The 20,683-nt window shown below is 38.0% G+C and carries 23 protein-coding genes; 16 read left to right on the top strand and 7 right to left on the bottom strand.

Annotated features, from left to right (window positions below):
* Positions 1-73 precede the first annotated feature (73 nt).
* From PERMA_RS03470 to PERMA_RS03460, 3 genes are read right to left on the bottom strand one after another with little or no spacing between them, the layout of a single operon-like run.
* Positions 74-763, bottom strand: a complete 690-nt coding sequence (locus PERMA_RS03470; protein ID WP_015898957.1) for a cytochrome b/b6 domain-containing protein — start codon at positions 761-763, stop codon at positions 74-76.
* Positions 756-2,516 carry a nickel-dependent hydrogenase large subunit gene (locus PERMA_RS03465; protein ID WP_012675774.1) on the bottom strand — a complete coding sequence of 587 codons (1,761 nt, stop codon included), beginning with the start codon at positions 2,514-2,516 and terminating at the stop codon, positions 756-758. The genes PERMA_RS03470 and PERMA_RS03465 overlap by 8 nt, the downstream gene beginning before the upstream one ends.
* Before the next feature lie 20 nt (positions 2,517-2,536).
* Positions 2,537-3,781, bottom strand: a complete 1,245-nt coding sequence (locus PERMA_RS03460) for a hydrogenase small subunit (protein ID WP_012676872.1) — start codon at positions 3,779-3,781, stop codon at positions 2,537-2,539.
* 148 nt (positions 3,782-3,929) lie between these two features.
* Between PERMA_RS03460 and PERMA_RS03455 the strand changes: the two genes are divergently transcribed.
* Genes PERMA_RS03455 through PERMA_RS03440 form a run of 4 tightly spaced genes read left to right on the top strand, consistent with a single transcriptional unit; the run spans position 3,930 to position 7,849 of the window.
* On the top strand, positions 3,930-5,021 hold the full coding sequence (locus PERMA_RS03455) for a 4Fe-4S dicluster domain-containing protein (protein ID WP_012676137.1): 1,092 nt from the start codon (positions 3,930-3,932) through the stop codon (positions 5,019-5,021).
* Positions 5,014-5,820 carry an FAD/NAD(P)-binding protein gene (locus PERMA_RS03450; protein ID WP_015898946.1) on the top strand — a complete coding sequence of 269 codons (807 nt, stop codon included), beginning with the start codon at positions 5,014-5,016 and terminating at the stop codon, positions 5,818-5,820. The genes PERMA_RS03455 and PERMA_RS03450 overlap by 8 nt, the downstream gene beginning before the upstream one ends.
* On the top strand, positions 5,817-6,566 hold the full coding sequence (locus PERMA_RS03445) for an NADH-quinone oxidoreductase subunit B family protein (RefSeq protein ID WP_012675806.1): 750 nt from the start codon (positions 5,817-5,819) through the stop codon (positions 6,564-6,566). The genes PERMA_RS03450 and PERMA_RS03445 overlap by 4 nt, the downstream gene beginning before the upstream one ends.
* Positions 6,563-7,849, top strand: coding sequence for a Ni/Fe hydrogenase subunit alpha (locus tag PERMA_RS03440; protein ID WP_012676609.1), 1,287 nt, complete (start codon positions 6,563-6,565; stop codon positions 7,847-7,849). The genes PERMA_RS03445 and PERMA_RS03440 overlap by 4 nt, the downstream gene beginning before the upstream one ends.
* Here PERMA_RS03440 and PERMA_RS03435 read toward each other — a convergent pair.
* Together PERMA_RS03435 and PERMA_RS03430 are read right to left on the bottom strand one after the other, a co-directional pair.
* Complete coding sequence (locus PERMA_RS03435; RefSeq protein ID WP_187146671.1) at positions 7,842-8,081, bottom strand: hypothetical protein; 240 nt, start codon at positions 8,079-8,081, stop codon at positions 7,842-7,844. The genes PERMA_RS03440 and PERMA_RS03435 overlap by 8 nt on opposite strands.
* Positions 8,081-8,566 carry a ferredoxin-thioredoxin reductase catalytic domain-containing protein gene (locus PERMA_RS03430; protein WP_015898913.1) on the bottom strand — a complete coding sequence of 162 codons (486 nt, stop codon included), beginning with the start codon at positions 8,564-8,566 and terminating at the stop codon, positions 8,081-8,083. Before PERMA_RS03430 ends, PERMA_RS03435 begins: the two co-directional genes overlap by 1 nt.
* 103 nt (positions 8,567-8,669) lie before the next feature.
* On the opposite strand from PERMA_RS03430, the gene PERMA_RS10750 reads away from it, so the two are divergent.
* The 3 genes from PERMA_RS10750 to gmhB are packed head-to-tail and all read left to right on the top strand — an operon-like array spanning position 8,670 to position 9,928.
* Positions 8,670-8,831 carry a hypothetical protein gene (locus PERMA_RS10750; protein ID WP_012676475.1) on the top strand — a complete coding sequence of 54 codons (162 nt, stop codon included), beginning with the start codon at positions 8,670-8,672 and terminating at the stop codon, positions 8,829-8,831.
* Between the two features lie 50 nt (positions 8,832-8,881).
* Positions 8,882-9,367, top strand: coding sequence for a hypothetical protein (locus PERMA_RS03425; RefSeq protein ID WP_012675935.1), 486 nt, complete (start codon positions 8,882-8,884; stop codon positions 9,365-9,367).
* A complete protein-coding gene (gene gmhB / locus PERMA_RS03420) occupies positions 9,368-9,928 on the top strand; it encodes a D-glycero-beta-D-manno-heptose 1,7-bisphosphate 7-phosphatase (protein WP_012676234.1) in 561 nt (186 codons plus the stop codon). It begins immediately after the preceding gene.
* 8 nt (positions 9,929-9,936) lie between these two features.
* Here gmhB and PERMA_RS03415 read toward each other — a convergent pair whose 3' ends face one another.
* Together PERMA_RS03415 and ileS are read right to left on the bottom strand one after the other, a co-directional pair.
* Complete coding sequence (locus tag PERMA_RS03415; protein WP_012675573.1) at positions 9,937-10,224, bottom strand: HU family DNA-binding protein; 288 nt, start codon at positions 10,222-10,224, stop codon at positions 9,937-9,939.
* A complete protein-coding gene (gene ileS, locus PERMA_RS03410) occupies positions 10,221-13,064 on the bottom strand; it encodes an isoleucine--tRNA ligase (protein WP_012675446.1) in 2,844 nt (947 codons plus the stop codon). The genes PERMA_RS03415 and ileS overlap by 4 nt, the downstream gene beginning before the upstream one ends.
* Before the next feature lie 128 nt (positions 13,065-13,192).
* On the opposite strand from ileS, the gene PERMA_RS03405 reads away from it, so the two are divergent.
* From PERMA_RS03405 to ftsL, 9 genes are read left to right on the top strand one after another with little or no spacing between them, the layout of a single operon-like run.
* Positions 13,193-13,684 carry a hypothetical protein gene (locus PERMA_RS03405; protein ID WP_012676257.1) on the top strand — a complete coding sequence of 164 codons (492 nt, stop codon included), beginning with the start codon at positions 13,193-13,195 and terminating at the stop codon, positions 13,682-13,684.
* 2 nt (positions 13,685-13,686) lie between these two features.
* On the top strand, positions 13,687-14,949 hold the full coding sequence (locus PERMA_RS03400) for a TolC family protein (protein ID WP_015899021.1): 1,263 nt from the start codon (positions 13,687-13,689) through the stop codon (positions 14,947-14,949).
* Complete coding sequence (locus PERMA_RS03395; protein WP_041530875.1) at positions 14,946-16,184, top strand: efflux RND transporter periplasmic adaptor subunit; 1,239 nt, start codon at positions 14,946-14,948, stop codon at positions 16,182-16,184. The genes PERMA_RS03400 and PERMA_RS03395 overlap by 4 nt, the downstream gene beginning before the upstream one ends.
* Positions 16,181-16,852, top strand: coding sequence for an ABC transporter ATP-binding protein (locus tag PERMA_RS03390; RefSeq protein ID WP_012676125.1), 672 nt, complete (start codon positions 16,181-16,183; stop codon positions 16,850-16,852). The genes PERMA_RS03395 and PERMA_RS03390 overlap by 4 nt, the downstream gene beginning before the upstream one ends.
* Before the next feature lie 14 nt (positions 16,853-16,866).
* Complete coding sequence (locus PERMA_RS03385; protein WP_015898954.1) at positions 16,867-18,252, top strand: peptidylprolyl isomerase; 1,386 nt, start codon at positions 16,867-16,869, stop codon at positions 18,250-18,252.
* Positions 18,249-18,719 (top strand): hypothetical protein, encoded by a 471-nt coding sequence (locus tag PERMA_RS03380; RefSeq protein ID WP_012676712.1) that lies wholly within the window; start codon positions 18,249-18,251, stop codon positions 18,717-18,719. The genes PERMA_RS03385 and PERMA_RS03380 overlap by 4 nt, the downstream gene beginning before the upstream one ends.
* Positions 18,709-19,485 (top strand): oxygen-binding di-iron domain-containing protein, encoded by a 777-nt coding sequence (locus PERMA_RS03375; RefSeq protein WP_012676629.1) that lies wholly within the window; start codon positions 18,709-18,711, stop codon positions 19,483-19,485. Before PERMA_RS03380 ends, PERMA_RS03375 begins: the two co-directional genes overlap by 11 nt.
* 2 nt (positions 19,486-19,487) lie before the next feature.
* Entirely contained in the window at positions 19,488-20,369 is an 882-nt protein-coding gene (gene rsmH / locus PERMA_RS03370; protein WP_015898918.1) for a 16S rRNA (cytosine(1402)-N(4))-methyltransferase RsmH, read from the top strand.
* Between the two features lies 1 nt (position 20,370).
* Positions 20,371-20,676: a cell division protein FtsL gene (gene ftsL / locus PERMA_RS03365; RefSeq protein ID WP_012675996.1), complete on the top strand. Its 306-nt coding sequence runs from the start codon at positions 20,371-20,373 to the stop codon at positions 20,674-20,676.
* Positions 20,677-20,683: the final 7 nt, after the last annotated feature.

The raw sequence follows: 20,683 nt of genomic DNA, 5'->3' as shown, positions 1-20,683 counted from the left end.
CATTTAAAAATATGAATTTAAGAAAAGATATGCAACTACATAGATCAAAAAGAAAGGGAGGTAGCCCTCCCTCTTACTTTATCTTCTTGAACTTATAACCACCAAAAACGATAGCTATATCTCCTTCTCTCCAGAATATCGTTCTCCATACCTGATAGTATATATGGAACATTACCCATGCGAGAATTATCCACATTGTTAGATGATGTACTATCCTGACACCGTGTAACCCACCAAATACGTAAAGTGTCCAGTCAGTTGCAACATGTAAAAGCCAGGGCCACCAGGGTCCTATTGAAGAAGTTCCATGTGCAAGACCTGCAACATACATCTGGAATCCTGTAAACAGCATAAGGAGAAGTAACAGATGCAGTATTGTAAACCATACAACATTGAAGCTATCACTGTGTGATGTATCAAAATTCTTCCTTCTGTTTAAAGTTATAAGATTTAAAAAGACCTCAACGAACTCTTTTACATTCTGGTAGTTAGGAATAAGCTTCTTGTAAGGTTTTTCAAACCTGCTGAAGAAGTAAAGGTAAGCTATAACTATAAAAAGAACATCAAGAATTATCGCTGAAATAAAATGTAATATCCTGTTGTATGCCATTATATACTTGAATGCAGCAGGTTCCGCAATCTTTGCCTGGTAGTAAGGATCAGCTATATAAAGTCCCGTTATGACAGCAACAACGATTGCTATAGCATTGGCCCAGTGGTAAATCCTCATTGATGCTGTCATTCTTTTAACTTTTTTATACATTGCAGGCCCCTCCAACAGGTTCAAGTTTATAAACACCAAGCTCTTTACCTTTTGCATCTATAACGTGAACTGCACAGGCTATACATGGATCAAATGAGTGTATCGTTCTGAGTATCTCAAGGGGCTGATCAGGATCCGAAAGTGTTGTTCCTATAAGTGATGCCTCATAAGCTCCCATTCTGTTTTTATAATCCCTTGGAGCAGCATTCCATGTTGATGGAACAACAGCCTGATAGTTCTCAACCTTTCCGTCCTTTATCTTAATCCAGTGTCCAAGAGCTCCCCTTGGAGCCTCTGTAAGACCGTATCCTTTGAGCTCTTTTCCTTTAGTCAGTCTTTCAAAATCAAACTCAGTCCATGTGCTCAGATCACCCGATGCAACATTTTTAGCAAGCTGATCAACCCACTCAACCATAACATCAACCATTAAAGCTGTCTCAACAGCCCTTGCAGCAGTTCTTCCAACTGTTGAGAAAAGAACCTGAACCGGAAGATTTCCAGAGTTTAAAAGCCAGTCAACATAATGTTTTATTCTCTCATTTCCCCGTGCATAACCAACTATCATCCTTGCTAAAGGTCCGACCTCAACCCTTTTATCATCGTATATAGGTGATTTTATCCATGAGTACTTACCTTTAGGATCAACGGTCCCGTCCTTTCTGAAACCTGTATACTTAGGATTTGTCTGCCCCTCATAAGGATGTAAAGGCTGATTAACACTGTACTCATACCAGCTGTGTGTTACATCCTCTGTTATCTTTGACTGGTCAAGATCATAAACGGTAGAAAGATCCATATTTAAAACAACACCAGGTGGGAATAAAAGCTCTCCCTTATACCAGTCATTATCATCCATTCTGAAATCACCGTAAGCCATATAATTACCAAGACCTTTTCCTATACCTTTCAGTGCCTCATCAGCATAAACAGCCCCCGCCATTAAAAGATCTGGAAGGTAAGCTCTGTATATAAACTCCCTTGATTTCATAAGGATATCCTTGAACTGTCCTATTCTTGCAGGGTTCTGTATATCAAGAACACATGTGACACCACCAACTACAAGTGACTGTGGATGTGGGTTTTTACCACCGAAAATAGCCATAAGCTTTGCCATCTCCCTCTGCATCTCAAGTGCATCAAGATAGTGGGAGACAGCAACAAGATTTTGCTCAGGTGTGAGCTTGTAAGACTTATTTCCCCAGTAAGCGTTTGCGAAAGGTCCAAGTCTTCCGGCTTTCACAAACTTTTTAAGCCTTTCCTGAACAGTTCTGAACTGTCCTTCCCCAGCGTTCCAGGGCTGAATTGTAGCACCTGTGACAGGATCTGTCAGCATATTAGCCCATTTTTTAGCCTCAGCCGCAGCCTTTGCAGGATCAGCCTTTAAAGCGGAAACTATATCAACCCAGTCAAGGGCATGTAGATGATAAAAATGGACAACATGATCATGTATATAAAGTGAACCCTGTATAAGATTTCTAACAAGTCTTGCATTCTTAGGTGGGACTATTCCAAGTGCATGCTCAACAGTCTGTGTACTTGTGTAGTAATGTGTTCCTGTACATACACCGCATATTCTCATAGCAAGTAGAGGTACATCCCTTGGATCTCTCCCTTTCATAATGATCTCAATACCACGCCACATTGTGGATGAGCTGTAAGCATCTATCACCGTGTTATTCTCATCAAGTATAGCCTCTATCCTTAGATGACCTTCAATTCTTGTGATCGGATCAATTACTAAATGCTTCCCCATCTTTAAAACCTCCACATAAATTATTCAGTATCTTTAACTTGATCTCTCTTTCCAGCCAAAGCGCTCGCAACAGCATGAATACCTATACCTATAGCAGCTGCCGTAAGCAGCCCGAGACCAAACTCATCAACACCTGACTCAACGCCTCTTCCTGCAGGTGGTTGAATTGGTGATCTTGCTACAGGTCTTTCTGTTGCATACTTATCCCAGAACTCAGGCTCTGAACAGCCTATACATCCTCTACCGACACCAACAGGCCAGTTTGTTCCTTCGTTGTACTTTATAAGTGAGCAGTTGTTGAATGTGAAAGGACCCTTACAGCCCATCTTGTAAAGACAGAAACTGTTTTTAGCACCGTAATCACCCCATTCCTCAACAAACTCACCTGCATCAAAATGGGCTCTTCTCTCACAGTTATCGTGGATTCTGAAACCGAAAGCAAACTTAGGTCTTAAAAGTGAGTCCAGTTCTGGAAGCTCACCTGTCAGTATGTAATGTATTACAACACCAGTTATGTTCGCAGGGTTTGCAGGACATGCAGGTATGTTAACAACAGGTTTACCCTTAACAATATCCATAACACCAACAGCACCTGTAGGATTAGGATATGCAGCTGGAACACCTCCAAATGCCGCACATGAACCTACAGCAACAACAGCAGCTGAATGTTCTGCAAGATGTTTTAGATGCTCAACACCTGTTTTTGCATGTCTTCCTATTGTGAAAGCTTCAGGCATCCCAACAGGTATAGCTCCTTCAACAAAAAGTATATACTTACCGTCAAAATCCTTTACAGCCTTCTCAAGGTTAGCTTCAGCCTGATCACCAGCAGCAGCCATTATAACCTCATGGTACTCAACTGAGAGATACTCAAGTATGAGCTCATCAACTGTAGGAGATGCACTTCTAAGCAGAGCCTCTGTATTACCAGCACAGTCCTGGATATTTATCCATATTATTGGAACTCTGTTCATAACCTCAGCTGCCTGGGCAACAAGAGGTTCAAACTTTGGAGGAAGCATAAGCATAGCTGTTGTTGCAGAAACCCATTTCAGAAAATCTCTTCTTGTAAGCTCCCAGCTTTCTAAAAGCTCTTCAAATCTGATCTCAGTCTCTCTAAGAGGCCTCTGTTTTTTCAGCTCTGAGAGTCTCTTCTCCATCTTTGCGTAAAGTCTGTCGTAATACTCCTTTCCCCTGTTTGTGTTGATATAGTTTGTTGGTTTCGTAAAGATCTCCCTCAAATACTCCCTGCTGAAAGGCTGCATATCCATAACCTCCTATAATAACGGTAATTATTTCTATTTAATGAACATTCATTCGTTATTAAATTGATGATAATACCTCAAACTTCCCATGTCAAGCTGTTTGACTTTTTGAGTATCCCTCCTTAACTTTAAATATAAGGGGGAATTTATGGATGTAAACCTGCTTATAAGCAAGGAGTCTTTAAAAGATATATTCCTGATTTTAAAGGATAATTATGATCTTATAGCCCCGGTTTATAAAGACGGTATAGTAACCTACAGTCAGGTTGATAGATTTGATCAGATAGCTTCAGGTAAAAAGGATGTACAGAACTCAAGATATTATAGAATTGATGATTCCAGCTACTTCTTCTCAATATCAAAACCTGTTAACTCTTTAAAAAACTTTTTACACCCCCCTGAGTTTGATATCCTTACAGTTAAAAAGAAGAATGGAAAGCTGGAGTTTATATACGAAAAATCCGAAAAAAGATACGCATTTTTTGGTGTTCCTCCCTGTGATCTCAATGCCCTATCAATACTTGATGATGTTTTCATAAATAAAAATGACCATCCTGATATCTATTACAGAAGCATCAGAGAAAATATCTTTGTACTTTCATACACATGTATAAATCCCGTTGATACCTGCTTCTGTACATCTTTTGGATACAGACCTTTTCCAGAAAAAAATTTTGATATATCAATTACGGAACTTAAAGATCATTTCCTCGTTAATGTTGGATCTGAAAAGGGTATGGACCTGATGAAAAATATTCCCCACAGAAAAGCTGAAGATAAGGATCTGAAAGAGAAGGAAAGGATCATAAGATCAACAGAGGAAAAGATTAAAAACAGGATAGATACAGACGGTCTCCCTGATATACTTTACACCAAGATTGACTCAGATTTCTGGGATAAATTTAACAAAACTTGCCTTGCCTGTACATCATGTACACAGGTCTGTCCTACATGTTTCTGTTTTGATATAGTTGAAGAAAATGACCTTGTATCAATGAGCTCAACAAGAAAAGCTGTCTGGGATTCATGTTTCAATCCATCATTTGCAACAGTACACAGATTCAATGTGAGGGGAAGTGTAGCATCAAGATACAGACAGTGGCTTATGCATAAATTCGCCTACTGGACAGATCAGTTTGGGACGTTTGGCTGTGTTGGATGTGGAAGGTGTATAACATGGTGTCCTTCAGGAATAGATATAAGAAACGAGATAAACCTTTTGAGAGAAAATGATGTTTAAGGTAGACAATCCTTACAGTCTAACTGAGATGGAAGTCATTGAAACTGTTAAAGAGACTGAAGACACCGTCACCCTGCGAATACTTTCATACAGAAACTACTCTCCCGGACAGTACAATATGATCTATATATTCGGTTTAGGTGAAGCCCCTATAACTATCGCAGGAAGATCAGAAGGAATAATAGAACATACAGTGAGATCAGCCGGTGATGTAACAGGACATATCGTGAAACTCAAAGCAGGTGATAAGGTATACATAAGAGGACCTTACGGAAATAGCTGGGATCTCGATGAGGCAGAAGGAAAACAGCTTGTTCTTATCTCAGGAGGTCTTGGACTCGCTGCCATAAAATGGATTATGGAAGAGGCTATAAAACAGAAGGATAGATTCAGAGGTATACTGTCCCTTTACGGATCAAAAAGTTACGACTCTCTCCTTTACAGGTATAACTATGAAAAATGGTCATCACAGATAGATTTTAAAATAACTATAGATCATCCAGATAAAAGATGGAAGGGAGATGTTGGACTTATAACAGAGCTAATAAAAAAATCAGATATAGATAAGGATGCTGTTGTTTTTATGTGTGGACCTGACCCAATGGTTAAATTCTCAGTTATTGAGCTTTGCAAAAAAGGGGTATCAACTGAGAATATCTTTGTATCTATGGAAAGACATATGAAATGCTCCGTTGGAACATGTGGGCACTGTATGTTTGGACCATACTTTGTATGTAAAGATGGTCCAATATTCAGATACTCACAGATAAAGGAATTCTTTGAAAGGAAAGAGGTATGATTGAGGTAGGGATATTTAAGTTTGCTTCCTGTGACGGCTGTCAGATCTCATTTTTTGATATTTCAGAGATGCTCTCACATCTTGAGGAAAAGGTAAGGATAAAGTACTTCATTGAAGGTCAGGACAGAAATGAGTTTGAAAGGTTTGATATATCATTCATTGAGGGATCTGTATCCACACCTGAGCAGGAGGAAAAGGTTAAAAAGATAAGGGATGTATCAGAGTATGTTGTAACCATTGGCGCCTGTTCATCATCAGGGGGGATTCAGTCTGTAAGGAACTTCTCAGATTACAAAGATATAGTCTGTTCTGTTTACCCAAAACCTGAGATGATAAAATCTCTTGAGAGATCAAGACCTGTTTCAGATTATATAGACGTTGATTTTGAGATAAGAGGATGCCCCATAAATAAAGAAGCCCTCCTTGAGGTAATATACTCTGTGATCCTCGGCAAGAAACCCTATAACCCTGAGTACCCTGTATGTATGGAGTGTAAGAGAAAGGGAAACCCATGTGTGATAATTTTTGGAAAACCCTGCCTTGGAAGTATAACATCTGCAGGATGTGGAGCTGTATGTCCTTCCTACAACAGGGGATGTTACGGATGCTTTGGTCCTGTTAAAAATCCTCAGATTGAGACATTAAAGGAGGTATTTCAGTTCCTCAGTTTAGATCAGAAGGAGTTCTACGAGTCCATCCTTATGGGGTTTAATGCTTACCATCCTTACATAAGGGAAAAGATATGAAAAAGATTGAAAATCTTTTAACAAGAGTAGAGGGAGAAGGATCTATATCTCTTTTTTATGAGAATGGAACGCTTAAAGATGTGAAACTGAACATATTTGAACCTCCAAGATTTATAGAGGGAATACTAAAAGGTAAAGAGTACTACAGGATTATAGATGTAACATCCCGTATCTGCGGTATATGCCCTGTAGCATACCAGATAAGCGGTGTTCAGGCAATTGAGGACGCTTTTGGTTTAAAGGTTTCCAGTGAGATTGAGAAACTGAGAAGACTTTACTACTTCGGTGAATGGATACAGAGTCACGCTGTACATGTTTTCTTTCTCCATCTTCCTGATTTTCTTAATAAAGGATCCGTATTTGAGGTTGGAAAGGACAGCCCTGAATTCCTTAAAATAGGAACAATAATAAAAAATGCCGGAAGCGAAATTATACAGAAAATAGGAGGAAGAGTCTCCCATCCTGTATCTATCTCAGTTGGAGGATTTACCAAATTTGCAGACGATGATAGCCTTAAAAGTATCATTCCTCTTCTCGAGAAGGCACTTGATCTTTCTGTATACGCTTTAAAAAGATTCTCTGAGTTCAACTTTCCGGATAATGAGATTCCTGATATACATTTTCTCTCACTTGAGGAAGAAGAGTACCCTATACTCAAAGGGGATATAGTATCAAACAAAGGCCTTAGATTAACAAAAGAGGAGTTTGATAATGTAATAAAAGAGTATCAGGTTGATCACTCAACAGCAAAAAGAGCAAAGCTTTACGGAAGGGATTTATACATAGTTGGACCTATATCAAGATTCAACAACAGCTATGAAAAACTTTCATATATGGCATTAAAATCTTCAAAAGATATAGATCTTTATCCACCGATCAAAAACAGTTTTAAAACAATACTTATTAGAATGGTTGAGATCATCCATTCACTTGAAAGATCAATAGATCTGATAAAAGACTACAGAAAAGAGAGCCTGAAAAATGCCGATTACACAGTTAAAGAGGGGACAGGTTACGGTGTATCCGAAGCACCAAGGGGAATACTATGGCACAAGTACAGCTTTGACAGTGAAGGAAAAATAAAAAAGGCGGATATAGTACCTCCCACCTCACAGAACCAGGATATTATGGAGGTATCTGTTAGAAATATGATTATGAACAGGGAAAATATTGAGGAGATCCTAAAAACTGGAGAAAAAGTTATAAGAAACTTTGATCCCTGTATCTCCTGTGCTACACATTTTCTGAAGATCGGAGAGATAAGAGGGAAAAAGATCAGTTAACAGCTTTTTTTCTGTGTATATACCTGATAATAACGTAATTTATAACCCTGTCCCACAGTCTGTTTTTACCGTCTTTAACCTTGAATTTTTTCAGCGTTTTTACAACCGTCCTGTCAGATATGATACCTAATAGGAAACCTGACAGAACAAGGAAAGGTACCCCCGGAATAACAGGAAGTATTATCCCAAGAATACCTATTATTAGAAAGAAAAATCCTAAAACAAATCTCATCATTTTTTCCTTGCAACCTTTTGGGCCCATTCCACGATTTCTTCTTCTGGTATATCAAGATTATGTTCCTTAACATAATCTTTAAGCAGGTTTATTATCTTATCAACCTTTCCAAGGGCTCTTCCTTTATCAGGTGTTGGATCTTTCACAAGTCCATAAATCTGTCTTCCTTCATGCCACTCTGGCAGATACTCCGTTATTGGGAGTCCTTCCTCCGTGGTAAAGAGAAGACAGTGGCAGTATTTTAATACCTGCATCTCGTCACAGGCACATATCCATCTTCTCCTTTTAACTTCTTCCTGTTTATCAGGGTAGAAGTTACATGGACATAATGGTTTTCCAAGTTCCTCAACGTGTGAGGCAAGACCGCTAATAACTGCCTCTGCAGCTTCTTTATTAGGATTAACTACAGTTCCGGATTTTTTTGAGAAGTTCTCTGCAAACTTTTTCATTTTTTCCAATATTTCAGGCTTAACATCTTTCATTTATTTCCTCCATATTTTAAAGATATATTTATTTTTTTATACTGATAAGGTAATATTATACCTGCTAAATTAAAATGAGGAAAATCAGCATTCGGAGAAGGTGATGAACGAAACGGTTGAGCTTATCTTTACTGTAGTTATATTTTTACTGGCTGTTATTGTGATAGTAGGCCTCATGGTATACTGGTCAAAGAACAACACAGTTGTTGATGAGAGAGACAGGAAGTACTACCAGAAAGATAAAAATGATGACATAAATCACTGATAAAAAAAACCTCTGTATTATAATTTTCTCAAAAAATCTGAGAGGATCTGATGAAAAAAGAACCTTCAATACTTATATACAAAAGGCATCCAGATAAGTTTAAAACCCAGGTGGCACCTTTATTTGAGTTTGATAATATAGAAACATATATAGAGATCCCTTTTGAGTTTTATCTTGAACTTCCTGAGGAGGAAAAGGCGTTTATAGAAGGGTTTAACAAATACATAGATGGGGATATAAAGGGATCAAGAAGAGAGCTTGCAAAAGCTGCATCAAAAATACCTGAAGCAAAGTATATGTTCGCAGTGGTTAATTTTATAATAGGAAAAAGAAGGGAAGCACAGCTTCTTATGGCCGATTTCAGGCCTGAATGGAAGAGGTTTATACAGACATGGAGGGTTCCGGTCCTTGTTGTTCCATTCCAATCAGGGGATAAAGCCCTTTATATATCAATAGACCAGAAAGGTCTTCAGGCTTTTTACTACATATTAGAAGGGAAAACACCTGAAGATGTAGCATTTCTACTGGGGTTGTAAATGAAAAATAAGGCTGTTTTCTTAGACAGGGATGGCGTTATAAATGAGGATTACGGTTTTGTTCACAGGATTGAGGATTTCAGGATATACCCTGAGGTCTTCCCAGCTTTAAAAAAACTTCAGGATGCTGGATTTAAACTTTTAATCGTTACAAACCAGTCAGGAATAGCTGTAGGCTATTATACTGAGGAAGATTTCCTAAAATTAACAGAGTATATGCTTGATATTTTCAGTAAAAACGGTATAAAGATTGATAAGGTTTATTACTGTCCCCACCATCCAGATGGAGTTGTACCTGAACTAAGAATGGTATGTGACTGCAGAAAACCTGAAAGTGGTATGATAAAACAGGGAATAGAAGAATTCAGTATTGATCCTTCAAGATCATTCCTCATAGGTGACAAGGAGAACGATATTAAGGCCGCTCATAAAGAAGGGATAAAAGCTGCTCTTGTTAAAACGGGACAGGGCCTGAAGTATATTGATAATACAGAGGCTGATTTTGTTGGTGAGAACATACTGGATGTTGTAGAAAACTTTATACTAAAAGAGGGCTATTGAGCCCCCTTTTAAACCGGTCTGGAGAAAAGTTTTTTCTTAAGAACTTTACCCATCTTAAAATGAACGACCCTTTTCTCAGGAACCTCAACCACAACACCCGTTTTAGGATTTCTTGCTTTTCTGCTCTTCTTCACCTTAACCTTGAATGAGCCAAGACCTCTTATCTCTACTTTGTCTCCTTTTGAAAGTGCATCTGTCATAGCCTCAAATGTTCCATTAAGTATCGTGTGCAGATCCTTTTTCTTCAGGTAAGGAAATCTTTCAATCAGATAGTTTAAAAGATCTGACTTTTTCATTTAGCCTCCTCTATATCAGATATTTTTATTTCCATCCTTTCTAACTGTTCCATACATCTGTCACAAACCGGCTGACCATCCTTTCCAACTGATTCATCGTATATCCAGCATCTTGGACATTTCTCACCAGAGGCTTTTTTCACAGCTATCTTACCACCTTCAACCTTCTCACCACCTATAATAACATCACCTTCAGCCTGATCTGAGAGTTCAACCTGACTTACTGTAAAGAAAAACTTAATCCAGTCTATCCTTTTCTCAACAACCGATCTGTATTCATCAGGTAACGAAAGTACAACCTTAGCTTCATAAGGATGTCTTATAATATCTGACCTTCTTGCCTCTTCAAGTGCTTTAAGGATATCATCCCTGACTTTCATAAGTTTCTCGTAGGTTTCTTCAAGTTCAGGATCTATATAGTCCTGATTTACAACAGGCATCTCCTCAAGATGGATACTCTCCTTTACTGATGGATTGATCTCTCTAACATAACCCCATATCTCCTCAGTTGTGAAGGAAAGTATAGGTGCAAGCAGTTTTGTAAGCGAATCAAGAAGCTCATAAAGAACTGTCTGTGCAGATCTTCTCTCAAGGCTGTCAGGAGCATAAACGTAAAGTCTATCTTTAAGAATATCAAGGTATACAGCAGAAAGATCTACAATAACAAATCTCTTTATCTCATGGTATATCTTGTGAAATCTGTAATTGCTGTAAGCCGAGTGGGATCTGTCTATCAATCTCTGGAGTTTTGAAAGCATCCATCTGTCTATCTCAAGGAGATTTTCATAAGGAACTCTGTCCTTATTAGCATCAAAATCGTAAAGGTTGCCGAGGAAGTACCTGAATGTGTTTCTTATCTTTCTATAATCATCAGCTATGCTCTTCAGAAGGTTCATACCTATCTTTATATCTTCTGTGTAATCCTCTGAGACAACCCACAGTCTTAAGATATCAGCCCCATACATCTTTATTATCTTCTCTGGGGGAATAACATTTCCCAGAGATTTTGACATCTTGTTTCCTTTCTCATCAAGTATAAAACCGTGAGTCAGAACAGCATCATAAGGAGCTCTCCCATAGGAAGCAACACCTTCAAGAAGTGATGACTGGAACCATCCCCTGTGTTGATCCGACCCTTCAAGATACATATCCGCAGGCCATTTTAACTCATCCCAGAAACCTGACTTTAATACAGAAGCATGGGAGACACCTGAATCAAACCATACATCAAGTATATCCTCTTCTTTCTTAAACTCCTCACCATCACATTTTGGGCATCTGTAACCTTCCGGAAGGAGCTCCTCAGCCTCTCTCTCAAACCAGATATCAGCTCCAAACTCATCCTTCTCAACAAGGTCTGCTATATGCTCAAAAACCTTTTCATCATCTATAATATTTCCACATCTCTTACAGTAGAAAACGGCTATAGGAACTCCCCAGCTTCTCTGCCTTGATATACACCAGTCTGGCCTGTTCTCAATCATAGACTTTATTCTGTTTTCACCCCAGTGGGGAATCCATTTAACCCTTTCTATCTCTTTTAAAGCCTCTCCTCTGAGTGTCTCTCCTTTCTCAGTTATCCCATCCATTGATATAAACCACTGTGGGGTCGCCCTGAATATAACAGGATTTTTACATCTCCAGCAGTGTGGGTAGGAGTGTTTTACAGTCTCATGGTGGAGGAGTACACCATTTTCCCTCAGTTTCTCAACAATTCTCTCATTAGCCTCAAAGACTCTTAAGCCCTGTATGAACTCAGGTGCTTCATCTGTAAACCTTCCCTCATCATCAACAGGGGCAAAAGCCTCAACACCGTATCTCTGTCCAATGATGTAGTCTTCCTGACCGTGTCCAGGTGCCATATGAACAAGACCTGTTCCTGTTCCAAGCTCTACAAACTCTGAGAGGTATATCTTTGAAACCCTGTCTATAAATGGATGTCTGTACTCTAAAAACTCAAGCTCCCTTCCTTTAACCTCTTTTATAACCTCACCTTCAATACCTGTTTTCTCACTGAAGCTCTCAAGAAGATCCTTTGCAACGATATAAACCTTATCTTCAGATCTTAAAAACAGATAATCAAAATCAGGATTAACCATAATTCCAAGGTTTGCAGGGAGCGTCCACGGGGTTGTTGTCCATATAACAGCGTACACCTTCTCTTTTATATCAAAAGGGGATTCAACAAGCTCAAAGGCAACATATATGGACGGATCTTTCTTCTCCTTATACTCAACCTCAGCCTCAGCCTCGGCTGTTTTGTCGTATATACACCAGTAAACTGGTTTTTTTCCTCTGTAAGCTATCCCTTTTCTGAATATCTTCCCAAGCTCCCTTATCTCCTGAGCCTGGTATGACGGTCTCATTGTCAGGTACGGTTTTTCCCAGTTTCCTATTATCCCTAACCTTTTAAACTCTTCCCTCTGGATATTTACATATTTAAGGGCATACTCCCTGCAGAGCTTTCTGAACTCTGATTTAGAAAGATCTTCCTTTCTCTTTTTCTCCTTTTTCAAAAGCTTTTCAACCTGCTGTTCTATAGGAAGACCGTGACAGTCCCATCCTGGAACAAAAGGGGCATCCTTCCCTTTCATACTTTCATACTTTACAAGTATATCCTTCAGTATCTTGTTTAGGGCATGTCCAAGGTGTATATTCCCGTTTGCATAAGGAGGTCCATCATGAAGTATATATTTCTCTTTGCCTTTCCTCTCTTCCCTTAACCTTTTATACAGGTCTATCTCTTCCCATTTTTTGATTATCTCAGGCTCTTTATTTGGCAGATTACCTTTCATAGGAAATGCTGTTTTCGGCAGGTTCAGTGTATCTTTCCATTCCAACGTGATAAAACCTCCTAAGGTTTACTAAAAAATCTACAGAACAAATATTATAAGCCAAATCCTACAACTAATAAAATTAAGCTGATCTGATATACTATTTCTGTTAAACAAAAAATAAGGAGGGAACTGTGAAGAAGTTAATCATCATATCGGCTATATTCTTAACCGTTGGGATCTCATTCGGTCAGAATCAGGAAAATGTGGAAAGCCAGGAAGAGGAAACACCTGTAACGGAGTATCAGCTGCCTTCAGAAGATGACAGCTATATGAACAGATACTTTCTGGTGGAAAGATTCAATTTTCTTCCTGTAATAAGAGATAAGGCTGAAGAGATAGGCATTACAATAGAGCAGATGGAAGAGATAAAGAAGTTCTACAGGGATTACTACAACCTTATGGTTGAAAAGGCAAATGAGATAAAAGAAAAGGAAGATGAGCTAAAAAAACTAGTACTTGAAGGTGGTGATGCTAAAAGGATAAAACAGCTTATAGTTGATATAGCAAAGCTTAAAGCTGAACTGACAATTTACAACATAAAAGAGGTAAGGGCTATACAGAACGCATTAACAGAAAGTCAGTGGAAAAAAGTTTTAGAGCTTGCAGAGAGTAAAGTGTTCTGAAAATGAAAAGATACATTCTTTTTATACTGCTTTTTGTGAATATATCTTACGGTATAACAGTTGAGGAAGCTATAAAAAGAGCCAAGGAAAATCTTCCCCTTTACTACCAGGGTTTATCTGATTTCAGATCTTACTTTTATGCTTACAGATCATCAGTCTCCCAGTTTTTCCCATCACTGAGCTACGGGTTCAGCTATACAAGGTACAGTGATAAAAAGCCTTTTAACTACTTCAGCAGAACACACTCATTATCACTTAGCTGGAGCATATACAACAGCGGTTACAGATACTTTGATTACAGATCAGCACTTCACAGGTACAGAGCATCAGAGTACTCACTGGATGAGATCATCCTTGATATAGTATTTCAGGTAAAGTACGCATATCTTAAATCGGCTGCAGCAAAGGAGAGACTTAAATTCAGGAAGATACAGTTCAGGGCAGCAAAAGCCGATTATGAGCTTGCTATTGACAAAAAAAAGTTAGGTCTTGTTAAAAGATCTGATGTTCTTCAGGCAAAGGTTAGATTTGAGAACGCCAAGTACAGTCTTGTACAGGCTGAGAATGAGTACAGAAAATCGGTGGCAGAGCTGAACAGTCTTATAGGTCTTCCCTTAAAAAATGATACAGAGATAGACACATCCATTCTGGATAAATACACAGAGAACAACTTTCCTGATTTTGAAAAACTGAAAGAGATAGCCTTCAGTGTAAGACCAGAGATAAAAAGTCTTAAGGAGACAGTAAAGGCCTATGAGGAGAGCAGTAAGATATACATTTTCCAGTATACACCTTCTGTAAACGTTTTCTACTCTATCAACAACAGCTATTCAGGCTATTTTGGTAAGGACAGATACAGCTCTTACGGAATAACACTGGACTGGGTCATATTTTCAGGACTGAAAAGATACTATGATTATCTATCATCAAAGGAGAAGGTAAGGTACAACAGGTACGCATTGAAAGAACTCAAAAGAAGTATTGAGCTTAACCTTTTCAAGAAAAATGAAGATCTGAAGACAGCGTACACAAAACTTGAGCTTGCAAGAACTATACTTGAACAGGCTGAGATAAACTATAAACAGGTTCTTGGTGAGTATAAGGCAGGAACAAGCGATATAATAGCACTTTTAACAGCAGAAAGTTCATTAGCCTCAGCTCATGAAACCTACGTTCAGTCCATACTTGAGCTTGCGATAACAAAGATATCCATAGAAAGGGAGTTAGGGGTGGAAGATATTAACAAGGTATGGGGCAGCCGATGAAGAAACTTATATTCGCAACTTTGATAGTTATATCTGTTTTTTTTGCATTCTTAGGTTATATGAAATTTGGAAAAAAGGAAGAGGGAATAAAGGTATTAAAAACCGAGAAAGTTATAAGAGGTAAGATAGAGGATGTTATTGAGGCGACAGCTATCGTAAAGACACAGGTAAACGCCTATGTGAAAGTTGGGGCAAGGGCAACAGGAAAGATCCAGAAGATGAATGTAGATATCGGAGATCATGTTAAAAAAGGTGAGCTTATAGCTATAATAGATCAGAGGGAGATACTGAAAGATATAGAAAAATCAGAAGCAGATCTAAAAAAAGCAAAAGCAAATCTGAGTGAGATAAGGGAAACATACCCGTTAAAGATAAAAGAGGCAGAAAAGAGGGTAAACTCAGCAAAGGCAAAATACAGATATGCTCTCTGGAAGTATAAAAGAGAAGAGGAGCTCCTAAAAAAGGAGTTCACAACTGAGGAAAACTTTGAGATAGCAAAAAGGGAGCTTGATAAGGCTAAAGCAGAGCTTGAGCTTGCAGAAGCAACACTTGAGAGGATAAAGAAGGAGTTTGTAACAAAACTGGAAAGGGCAGAGAAAGAAGTTGAGTACGCAGAAAAAGTACTTGAAAAAAATAAGATAAGACTGACATATACACAGATATACTCACCTATAGATGGGATTGTATCAAAGATAGCAGCAAGGGAAGGTGAGACTGTTGTTGCAGGTCTTCAGGTTGCAAATCTCATAACAATACTTGATCCTTCAAAGCTTGAGGTAAGGATATACACGGATGAGACAGACATTGGTAAGGTGAAGGTTGGACAGAAGGTCTTTTACTACGCAGATGCATATCCTGATAAGGTTTTTGAAGGTGTTATATCAAAGATATACCCTGAACCTGTTGTAAGGGAGAATATCGTTTACTACATGACCATAGTAAATGTAAAAAAGAAGTACGCAAAGTATCTGAAGCCTGAGATGACAGTTTATGCAAAGATCATAACAGGTGTTAAGGAAGACGCTATCTTAGTTCCAAACAGAGCTTTAAAGTTTGAAAAAGGGAGACAGTATGTATTCAAGATAGTAAACGGAAAACCTGTAAAAACTTATGTAAAAACAGGATGGATCTCTGAGAGATACACAGAGGTTATTGAAGGATTAAAAGAGGGAGATACTGTAGCAACAGAGGTTATAATCCCAATAAAAACAAAGAAACTTCCAGAAAAAAGATGAGCATACTTATAAAACTTGAAAATATAGTTAAAGAGTACGAAAGCTTTGGAATAAGAACAAAGGTTTTAAAAGGTATTGATCTGACAGTCAGAAAAGGTGAGTTTGTCTCAATTATGGGTGTTTCAGGATCAGGAAAAACAACACTGATGAATATTATAGGTTGTCTTGATACACCAACCTCCGGAAAGTACTACTTTGAGGGAATGGATGTTTCAGATCTTGATGATGATAAACTTTCAGAGATAAGAAATGAGTATATAGGTTTCGTATTCCAGCAGTTTTATCTTATAAACTATCTTACAGTTCTGGAAAATGTAATTGTCCCAACAATATACTCCAGAAAACCACCTGAAAACCCGAAGGATAAAGCTAAAAAACTTCTTGAAAGGGTTGGACTTGAGGAGAAGCTCTCATTCAAACCAAACCAGCTTTCAGGGGGCCAGCAGCAGAGGGTAGCTATAGCAAGAGCTCTTATAAATGATCCGGATTTAATACTTGCTGATGAACCAACAGGAGCCCTTGACAGTAAAACAGCCTCAGAGATTATGGATATATTCAAAGAACTTAACAGAGAGGGAAAAACTATCATAGTTGTAACACACGATCCAAAAGTTGCAGGTATTGCAGATAGAATTATAAGGATTGAAGATGGTAAAATAATTGACTAAAAAGAGGTTTTTAGATGTTTGCAAAGATAGCTGAATCAAAATGGATGAAATTTGTTCTTTTTATAACAACATTTGCCTTTGTTGGAACAGCCTTCGTAGCCATTGTGATATACAAATTCGCAGGGAATATAACAGGAGCTGCCGTTGTAAACGGCAGGGAGATATCACTGCAGGAGTTTTACTACCAGGTTAATGTTATACAGAACAGACTTGAAAATCAGGGGGTAGACACAGCACCTCTAAAAAAAGAGATATACGATCAGGCTCTTGAGGCTGTTATAGACAGGGAGCTTTTATACCAGGAAGCTGAAAAGGAAGGTATCGCAGCAACAAAAGAAGAGGTAAAAAGGGCGATACTTGATGTCGAGGCATTTAAGGAAGATGGACGTTTTTCAAAGGATAGATATATAGCATTACTCTCTGGAATGAATATATCCCCACAGCTTTTTGAGGAGATAGTAAGGAAAGATCTCTCAGCCCAGCATCTTTTCACATTCTTAGATGCATCATTTTATCTATCAGATGAGGAGATAAACTCGTATGTATACAAACAGCTATCAAAACTTTCAGGTGATTTTCTTTACATAAAACCTCAGCCTTTAAAGATCTCAGAAGAAGAGGCAAAAAGATACTACGAAAAACACAAAAGTGAGTACACAGGAAAGGAAGGTAAAGAGGTTATCATATACAGGATAGATATTGATAAAAACAATCAGGAGAAGTCTGAGAAGCTCGCAAAGGATCTTTTCTTAAGACTGAAAAAAGGTGAAACAGAGATAAAAAATGAGGATATAAAAATAATCTTCAAAGATGTTATTTATGATGACACAGACAGTATCTCAAATATACCTGAGGAGCTTAAAAAGAAGCTTAAGGAGATATCCCCTGATAAAAATATAATATTTGTTAAAACGGATGATGCATACTACCTTTCCAGATTTATAAGAGCTGTAAAAGAACCTCTACCGTATGAAAAAGTAAAAGATGAGATATACTCAAAACTAAAAGAGGACTACGAAAAACGAGCTGTAAAAGAACTTTATGAAAAGATATCAAAGGAAAGTGATAAAGGTATACAGAGCCTTATGAAAAAGTATGATGGTAAACTTGAGAAGATAAAGGATGAGACCGTAAGAGACCTGATAGTAAGATACGGTCTAACACCTGAATATATGAAGCTGTTTATTAAAGACAGAGAAGGTATAATACCTTTAAAAGATGGTATTCTCGTTTATAAGATTGATAAAGTAACGCCACCAACAGATGAAGAATCCGGGGAGCTGAAAAAACTTGTCGAACCGCTACTTAAAAATGAAAAGTACAACACACTCGTTCAGATGTACATAGACAAACTGAGAAAAGATGCTGAAATTATTAGGAACGAGCGGATTTTTAGATGAGGAAAGAAACCCCTTACGCTTACGATTTTCTCTGGAAACAGATTGAGAAAGGATTTTATGAGGTCAGAAAGAAAAGGTACAGAGATCTGCTGGAAAGATTTTTAAAAGATCCTGAAATAAGAAAAAAATTTGAGGAAAAGAAGGACAGAAAAGGAAGAGATTACAGAGGGGGAATGTTGGAAAAGACAGCATCGGTTCTCTCACTGGCTTTATGTATGTATGATAATTATCCTGAGATAGATATAGACCTTTTACTTACAGCGATCTTAATGAATGGTTTCTGCAGTGTTTATACAAAAAGAGAATGTTACGAAAAGATAAAAGATTACCCTGAGATAATACCTTTTTTATTTAAGAAAAAAAGAATAAAGCCAGATCTAGAAATAACAATATTTGAAAATCTATATAAATTTGATGATAAAATTTATAAACAATTAAAAAAGAAGAGAGGTGAAGATGGTACCTGAGGAGAGAAAGGTTTTTGATAATGGATCTCATCAGAACATACTTCTTGAGGATTTTGGACATGGGGAGATGGTACAGGCGAACGTCCATCTCATAGTTGATAACGGTGAAGGTATGATCCTTGATCCTGGCGGACACAAGGTTTTCAAACATCTTCTTGCTGAGATAGGTGGCCTTATAGGTGTTGATAATCTCAAGTATATCTTCCTCTCACACCAGGATCCGGACATTGTTGCAGCAATAAACGGATGGCTTATGACCACAAAGGCAACAGCTATAGCACCTGTTCTATGGATAAGATTCATTCCACATTTTGGTGTTGACAGACTTGTTGTAAACAGGATAAAAGGTATAGGTGATGAGGGAACCATCATAAAATTAGGAAACTCTGAGCTTTATATACTTCCTGCCCATTTTATGCATGCCCCAGGAAACTTCCAGGTTTACGATCCTGTATCAAAAACATTATACTCAGGAGATCTTGGAGCATCTTTAGGACAGGATTATATATATGTTGAGAACTTTGATGAACATGTTCAGTATATGGAAGGTTTCCACAAAAGGTATATACCATCCAACAGGATACTTAAAGCCTGGGTGAGAATGGCAAGACAGCTTGATATAGAAACTATAGCTCCACAGCATGGAGCCATTATGAGAGGAAAAGAGATAGTCAATAAGTTCTTTGACTGGCTGGAAGATCTCCAGTGTGGTATAGATCTTATGGAGGAGATATATAAAATCCCATCATCACATTTTGAAGGTTAGCTGTGGTAGAACATTACCCTGTTCTTCACAGGGAAGTACTCAGTTTTTTCAAAAATATAAAAGGAAGATATATAGTTGACGCGACGGTAGGTGGAGGGGGACATTCCTTCCTCCTTTTAAAAAACCTACCTGAAACATTCCTTATTGGGATTGACAAAGATGATTACGCATTAGAAAAGGCCGAGGAAAAACTCTCACCATTTAAAGGAAGATTCAGACTTATAAAAGGATCATTTAAAGATATAGATACGATTGTTCATTCAATGGACATAAAATACGTATCCGGAGTCCTTTTTGATCTTGGAGTATCAACATTCCAGCTAAAAACTGAAAGAGGTTTCTCATTCCAGAGGGAAGAACCCCTTGATATGAGAATGGATAGAACACAGAAAAAAACAGCCTTTGATGTTGTAAACAGATACACAAAGATAGAACTTGAAAAGATAATAAAGGATTATGGTGAGGAAAAGTTTGCAAGGAGAATTGCCTCAGCCATTGTTGAAGCAAGAAAGAAAAAGAGAATTGAGACCACAAAGGAGCTTGCACAGATAGTTTATAATGTATATCCACCACCATTAAGAAGGGGCAGAATACATCCAGCAACAAAAACTTTTCAGGCGATAAGGATAGAGGTGAACAATGAGCTTGAGGAGATTAAAGAAGGTGTAAATAAAGGTATAGATCTACTTGAAAAAGGAGGGATCATTGCTGTAATCTCATTTCACTCACTTGAAGATAGAATTGTAAAAAATATTTACAGGGAGAGGAAAAGATTAAAGGATATTGAGATTCTGACGAAAAAACCTATTACACCGGGGACTGAGGAGATAAGAGAAAATCCTCCTTCCCGTAGTGCTAAACTGAGAGTTGCGAAGAGGATTTAAAATGGGAAGGGCATTAGGGTTAGAACTGAAGAAAGACCTGGCTGTAATAAAAAAATATGTTAAATACTGGATAATAATAATTTCCGTAACATTTGGTCTCGTTATGTACAACAGTCTTTATTTTAAAACGGAGAGAGATATAACACAGCTTGTTAACAAGAAAAACTACCTTGAAGCAAAGAACCTCCAGCTAAAAAAGGAGATAACCAGACTTTCATCCCCTGAAAGGATATCTGATATAGCAAAAAAGAGGCTTAAAATGAAAGCGGTGGATTACTCAAGGGTTCACTTTATAGATCTTAATTAAGAGATAA

Source organism: Persephonella marina EX-H1, from assembly GCF_000021565.1.
Taxonomy (GTDB): Bacteria; Aquificota; Aquificia; order Aquificales; family Hydrogenothermaceae; genus Persephonella; species Persephonella marina.
Note: the sequence above shows the minus strand (reverse complement) of the source record. Positions and strands in the feature narration are given on the sequence as shown.

What these genes read in the sequence shown, in the direction of transcription:
- PERMA_RS03470 (WP_015898957.1), bottom strand. Translation starts at nt 763, where the DNA reads ATGTATAAAAAAGTTAAAAGAATGACAGCATCAATGAGGATTTACCAC.
- PERMA_RS03465 (WP_012675774.1), bottom strand. Translation starts at nt 2,516, where the DNA reads ATGGGGAAGCATTTAGTAATTGATCCGATCACAAGAATTGAAGGTCAT.
- PERMA_RS03460 (WP_012676872.1), bottom strand. Translation starts at nt 3,781, where the DNA reads ATGCAGCCTTTCAGCAGGGAGTATTTGAGGGAGATCTTTACGAAACCA.
- PERMA_RS03455 (WP_012676137.1), top strand. Translation starts at nt 3,930, where the DNA reads ATGGATGTAAACCTGCTTATAAGCAAGGAGTCTTTAAAAGATATATTC.
- PERMA_RS03450 (WP_015898946.1), top strand. Translation starts at nt 5,014, where the DNA reads ATGTTTAAGGTAGACAATCCTTACAGTCTAACTGAGATGGAAGTCATT.
- PERMA_RS03445 (WP_012675806.1), top strand. Translation starts at nt 5,817, where the DNA reads ATGATTGAGGTAGGGATATTTAAGTTTGCTTCCTGTGACGGCTGTCAG.
- PERMA_RS03440 (WP_012676609.1), top strand. Translation starts at nt 6,563, where the DNA reads ATGAAAAAGATTGAAAATCTTTTAACAAGAGTAGAGGGAGAAGGATCT.
- PERMA_RS03435 (WP_187146671.1), bottom strand. Translation starts at nt 8,081, where the DNA reads ATGAGATTTGTTTTAGGATTTTTCTTTCTAATAATAGGTATTCTTGGG.
- PERMA_RS03430 (WP_015898913.1), bottom strand. Translation starts at nt 8,566, where the DNA reads ATGAAAGATGTTAAGCCTGAAATATTGGAAAAAATGAAAAAGTTTGCA.
- PERMA_RS10750 (WP_012676475.1), top strand. Translation starts at nt 8,670, where the DNA reads ATGAACGAAACGGTTGAGCTTATCTTTACTGTAGTTATATTTTTACTG.
- PERMA_RS03425 (WP_012675935.1), top strand. Translation starts at nt 8,882, where the DNA reads ATGAAAAAAGAACCTTCAATACTTATATACAAAAGGCATCCAGATAAG.
- gmhB (WP_012676234.1), top strand. Translation starts at nt 9,368, where the DNA reads ATGAAAAATAAGGCTGTTTTCTTAGACAGGGATGGCGTTATAAATGAG.
- PERMA_RS03415 (WP_012675573.1), bottom strand. Translation starts at nt 10,224, where the DNA reads ATGAAAAAGTCAGATCTTTTAAACTATCTGATTGAAAGATTTCCTTAC.
- PERMA_RS03400 (WP_015899021.1), top strand. Translation starts at nt 13,687, where the DNA reads ATGAAAAGATACATTCTTTTTATACTGCTTTTTGTGAATATATCTTAC.
- PERMA_RS03395 (WP_041530875.1), top strand. Translation starts at nt 14,946, where the DNA reads ATGAAGAAACTTATATTCGCAACTTTGATAGTTATATCTGTTTTTTTT.
- PERMA_RS03390 (WP_012676125.1), top strand. Translation starts at nt 16,181, where the DNA reads ATGAGCATACTTATAAAACTTGAAAATATAGTTAAAGAGTACGAAAGC.
- PERMA_RS03385 (WP_015898954.1), top strand. Translation starts at nt 16,867, where the DNA reads ATGTTTGCAAAGATAGCTGAATCAAAATGGATGAAATTTGTTCTTTTT.
- PERMA_RS03380 (WP_012676712.1), top strand. Translation starts at nt 18,249, where the DNA reads ATGAGGAAAGAAACCCCTTACGCTTACGATTTTCTCTGGAAACAGATT.
- PERMA_RS03375 (WP_012676629.1), top strand. Translation starts at nt 18,709, where the DNA reads ATGGTACCTGAGGAGAGAAAGGTTTTTGATAATGGATCTCATCAGAAC.
- ftsL (WP_012675996.1), top strand. Translation starts at nt 20,371, where the DNA reads ATGGGAAGGGCATTAGGGTTAGAACTGAAGAAAGACCTGGCTGTAATA.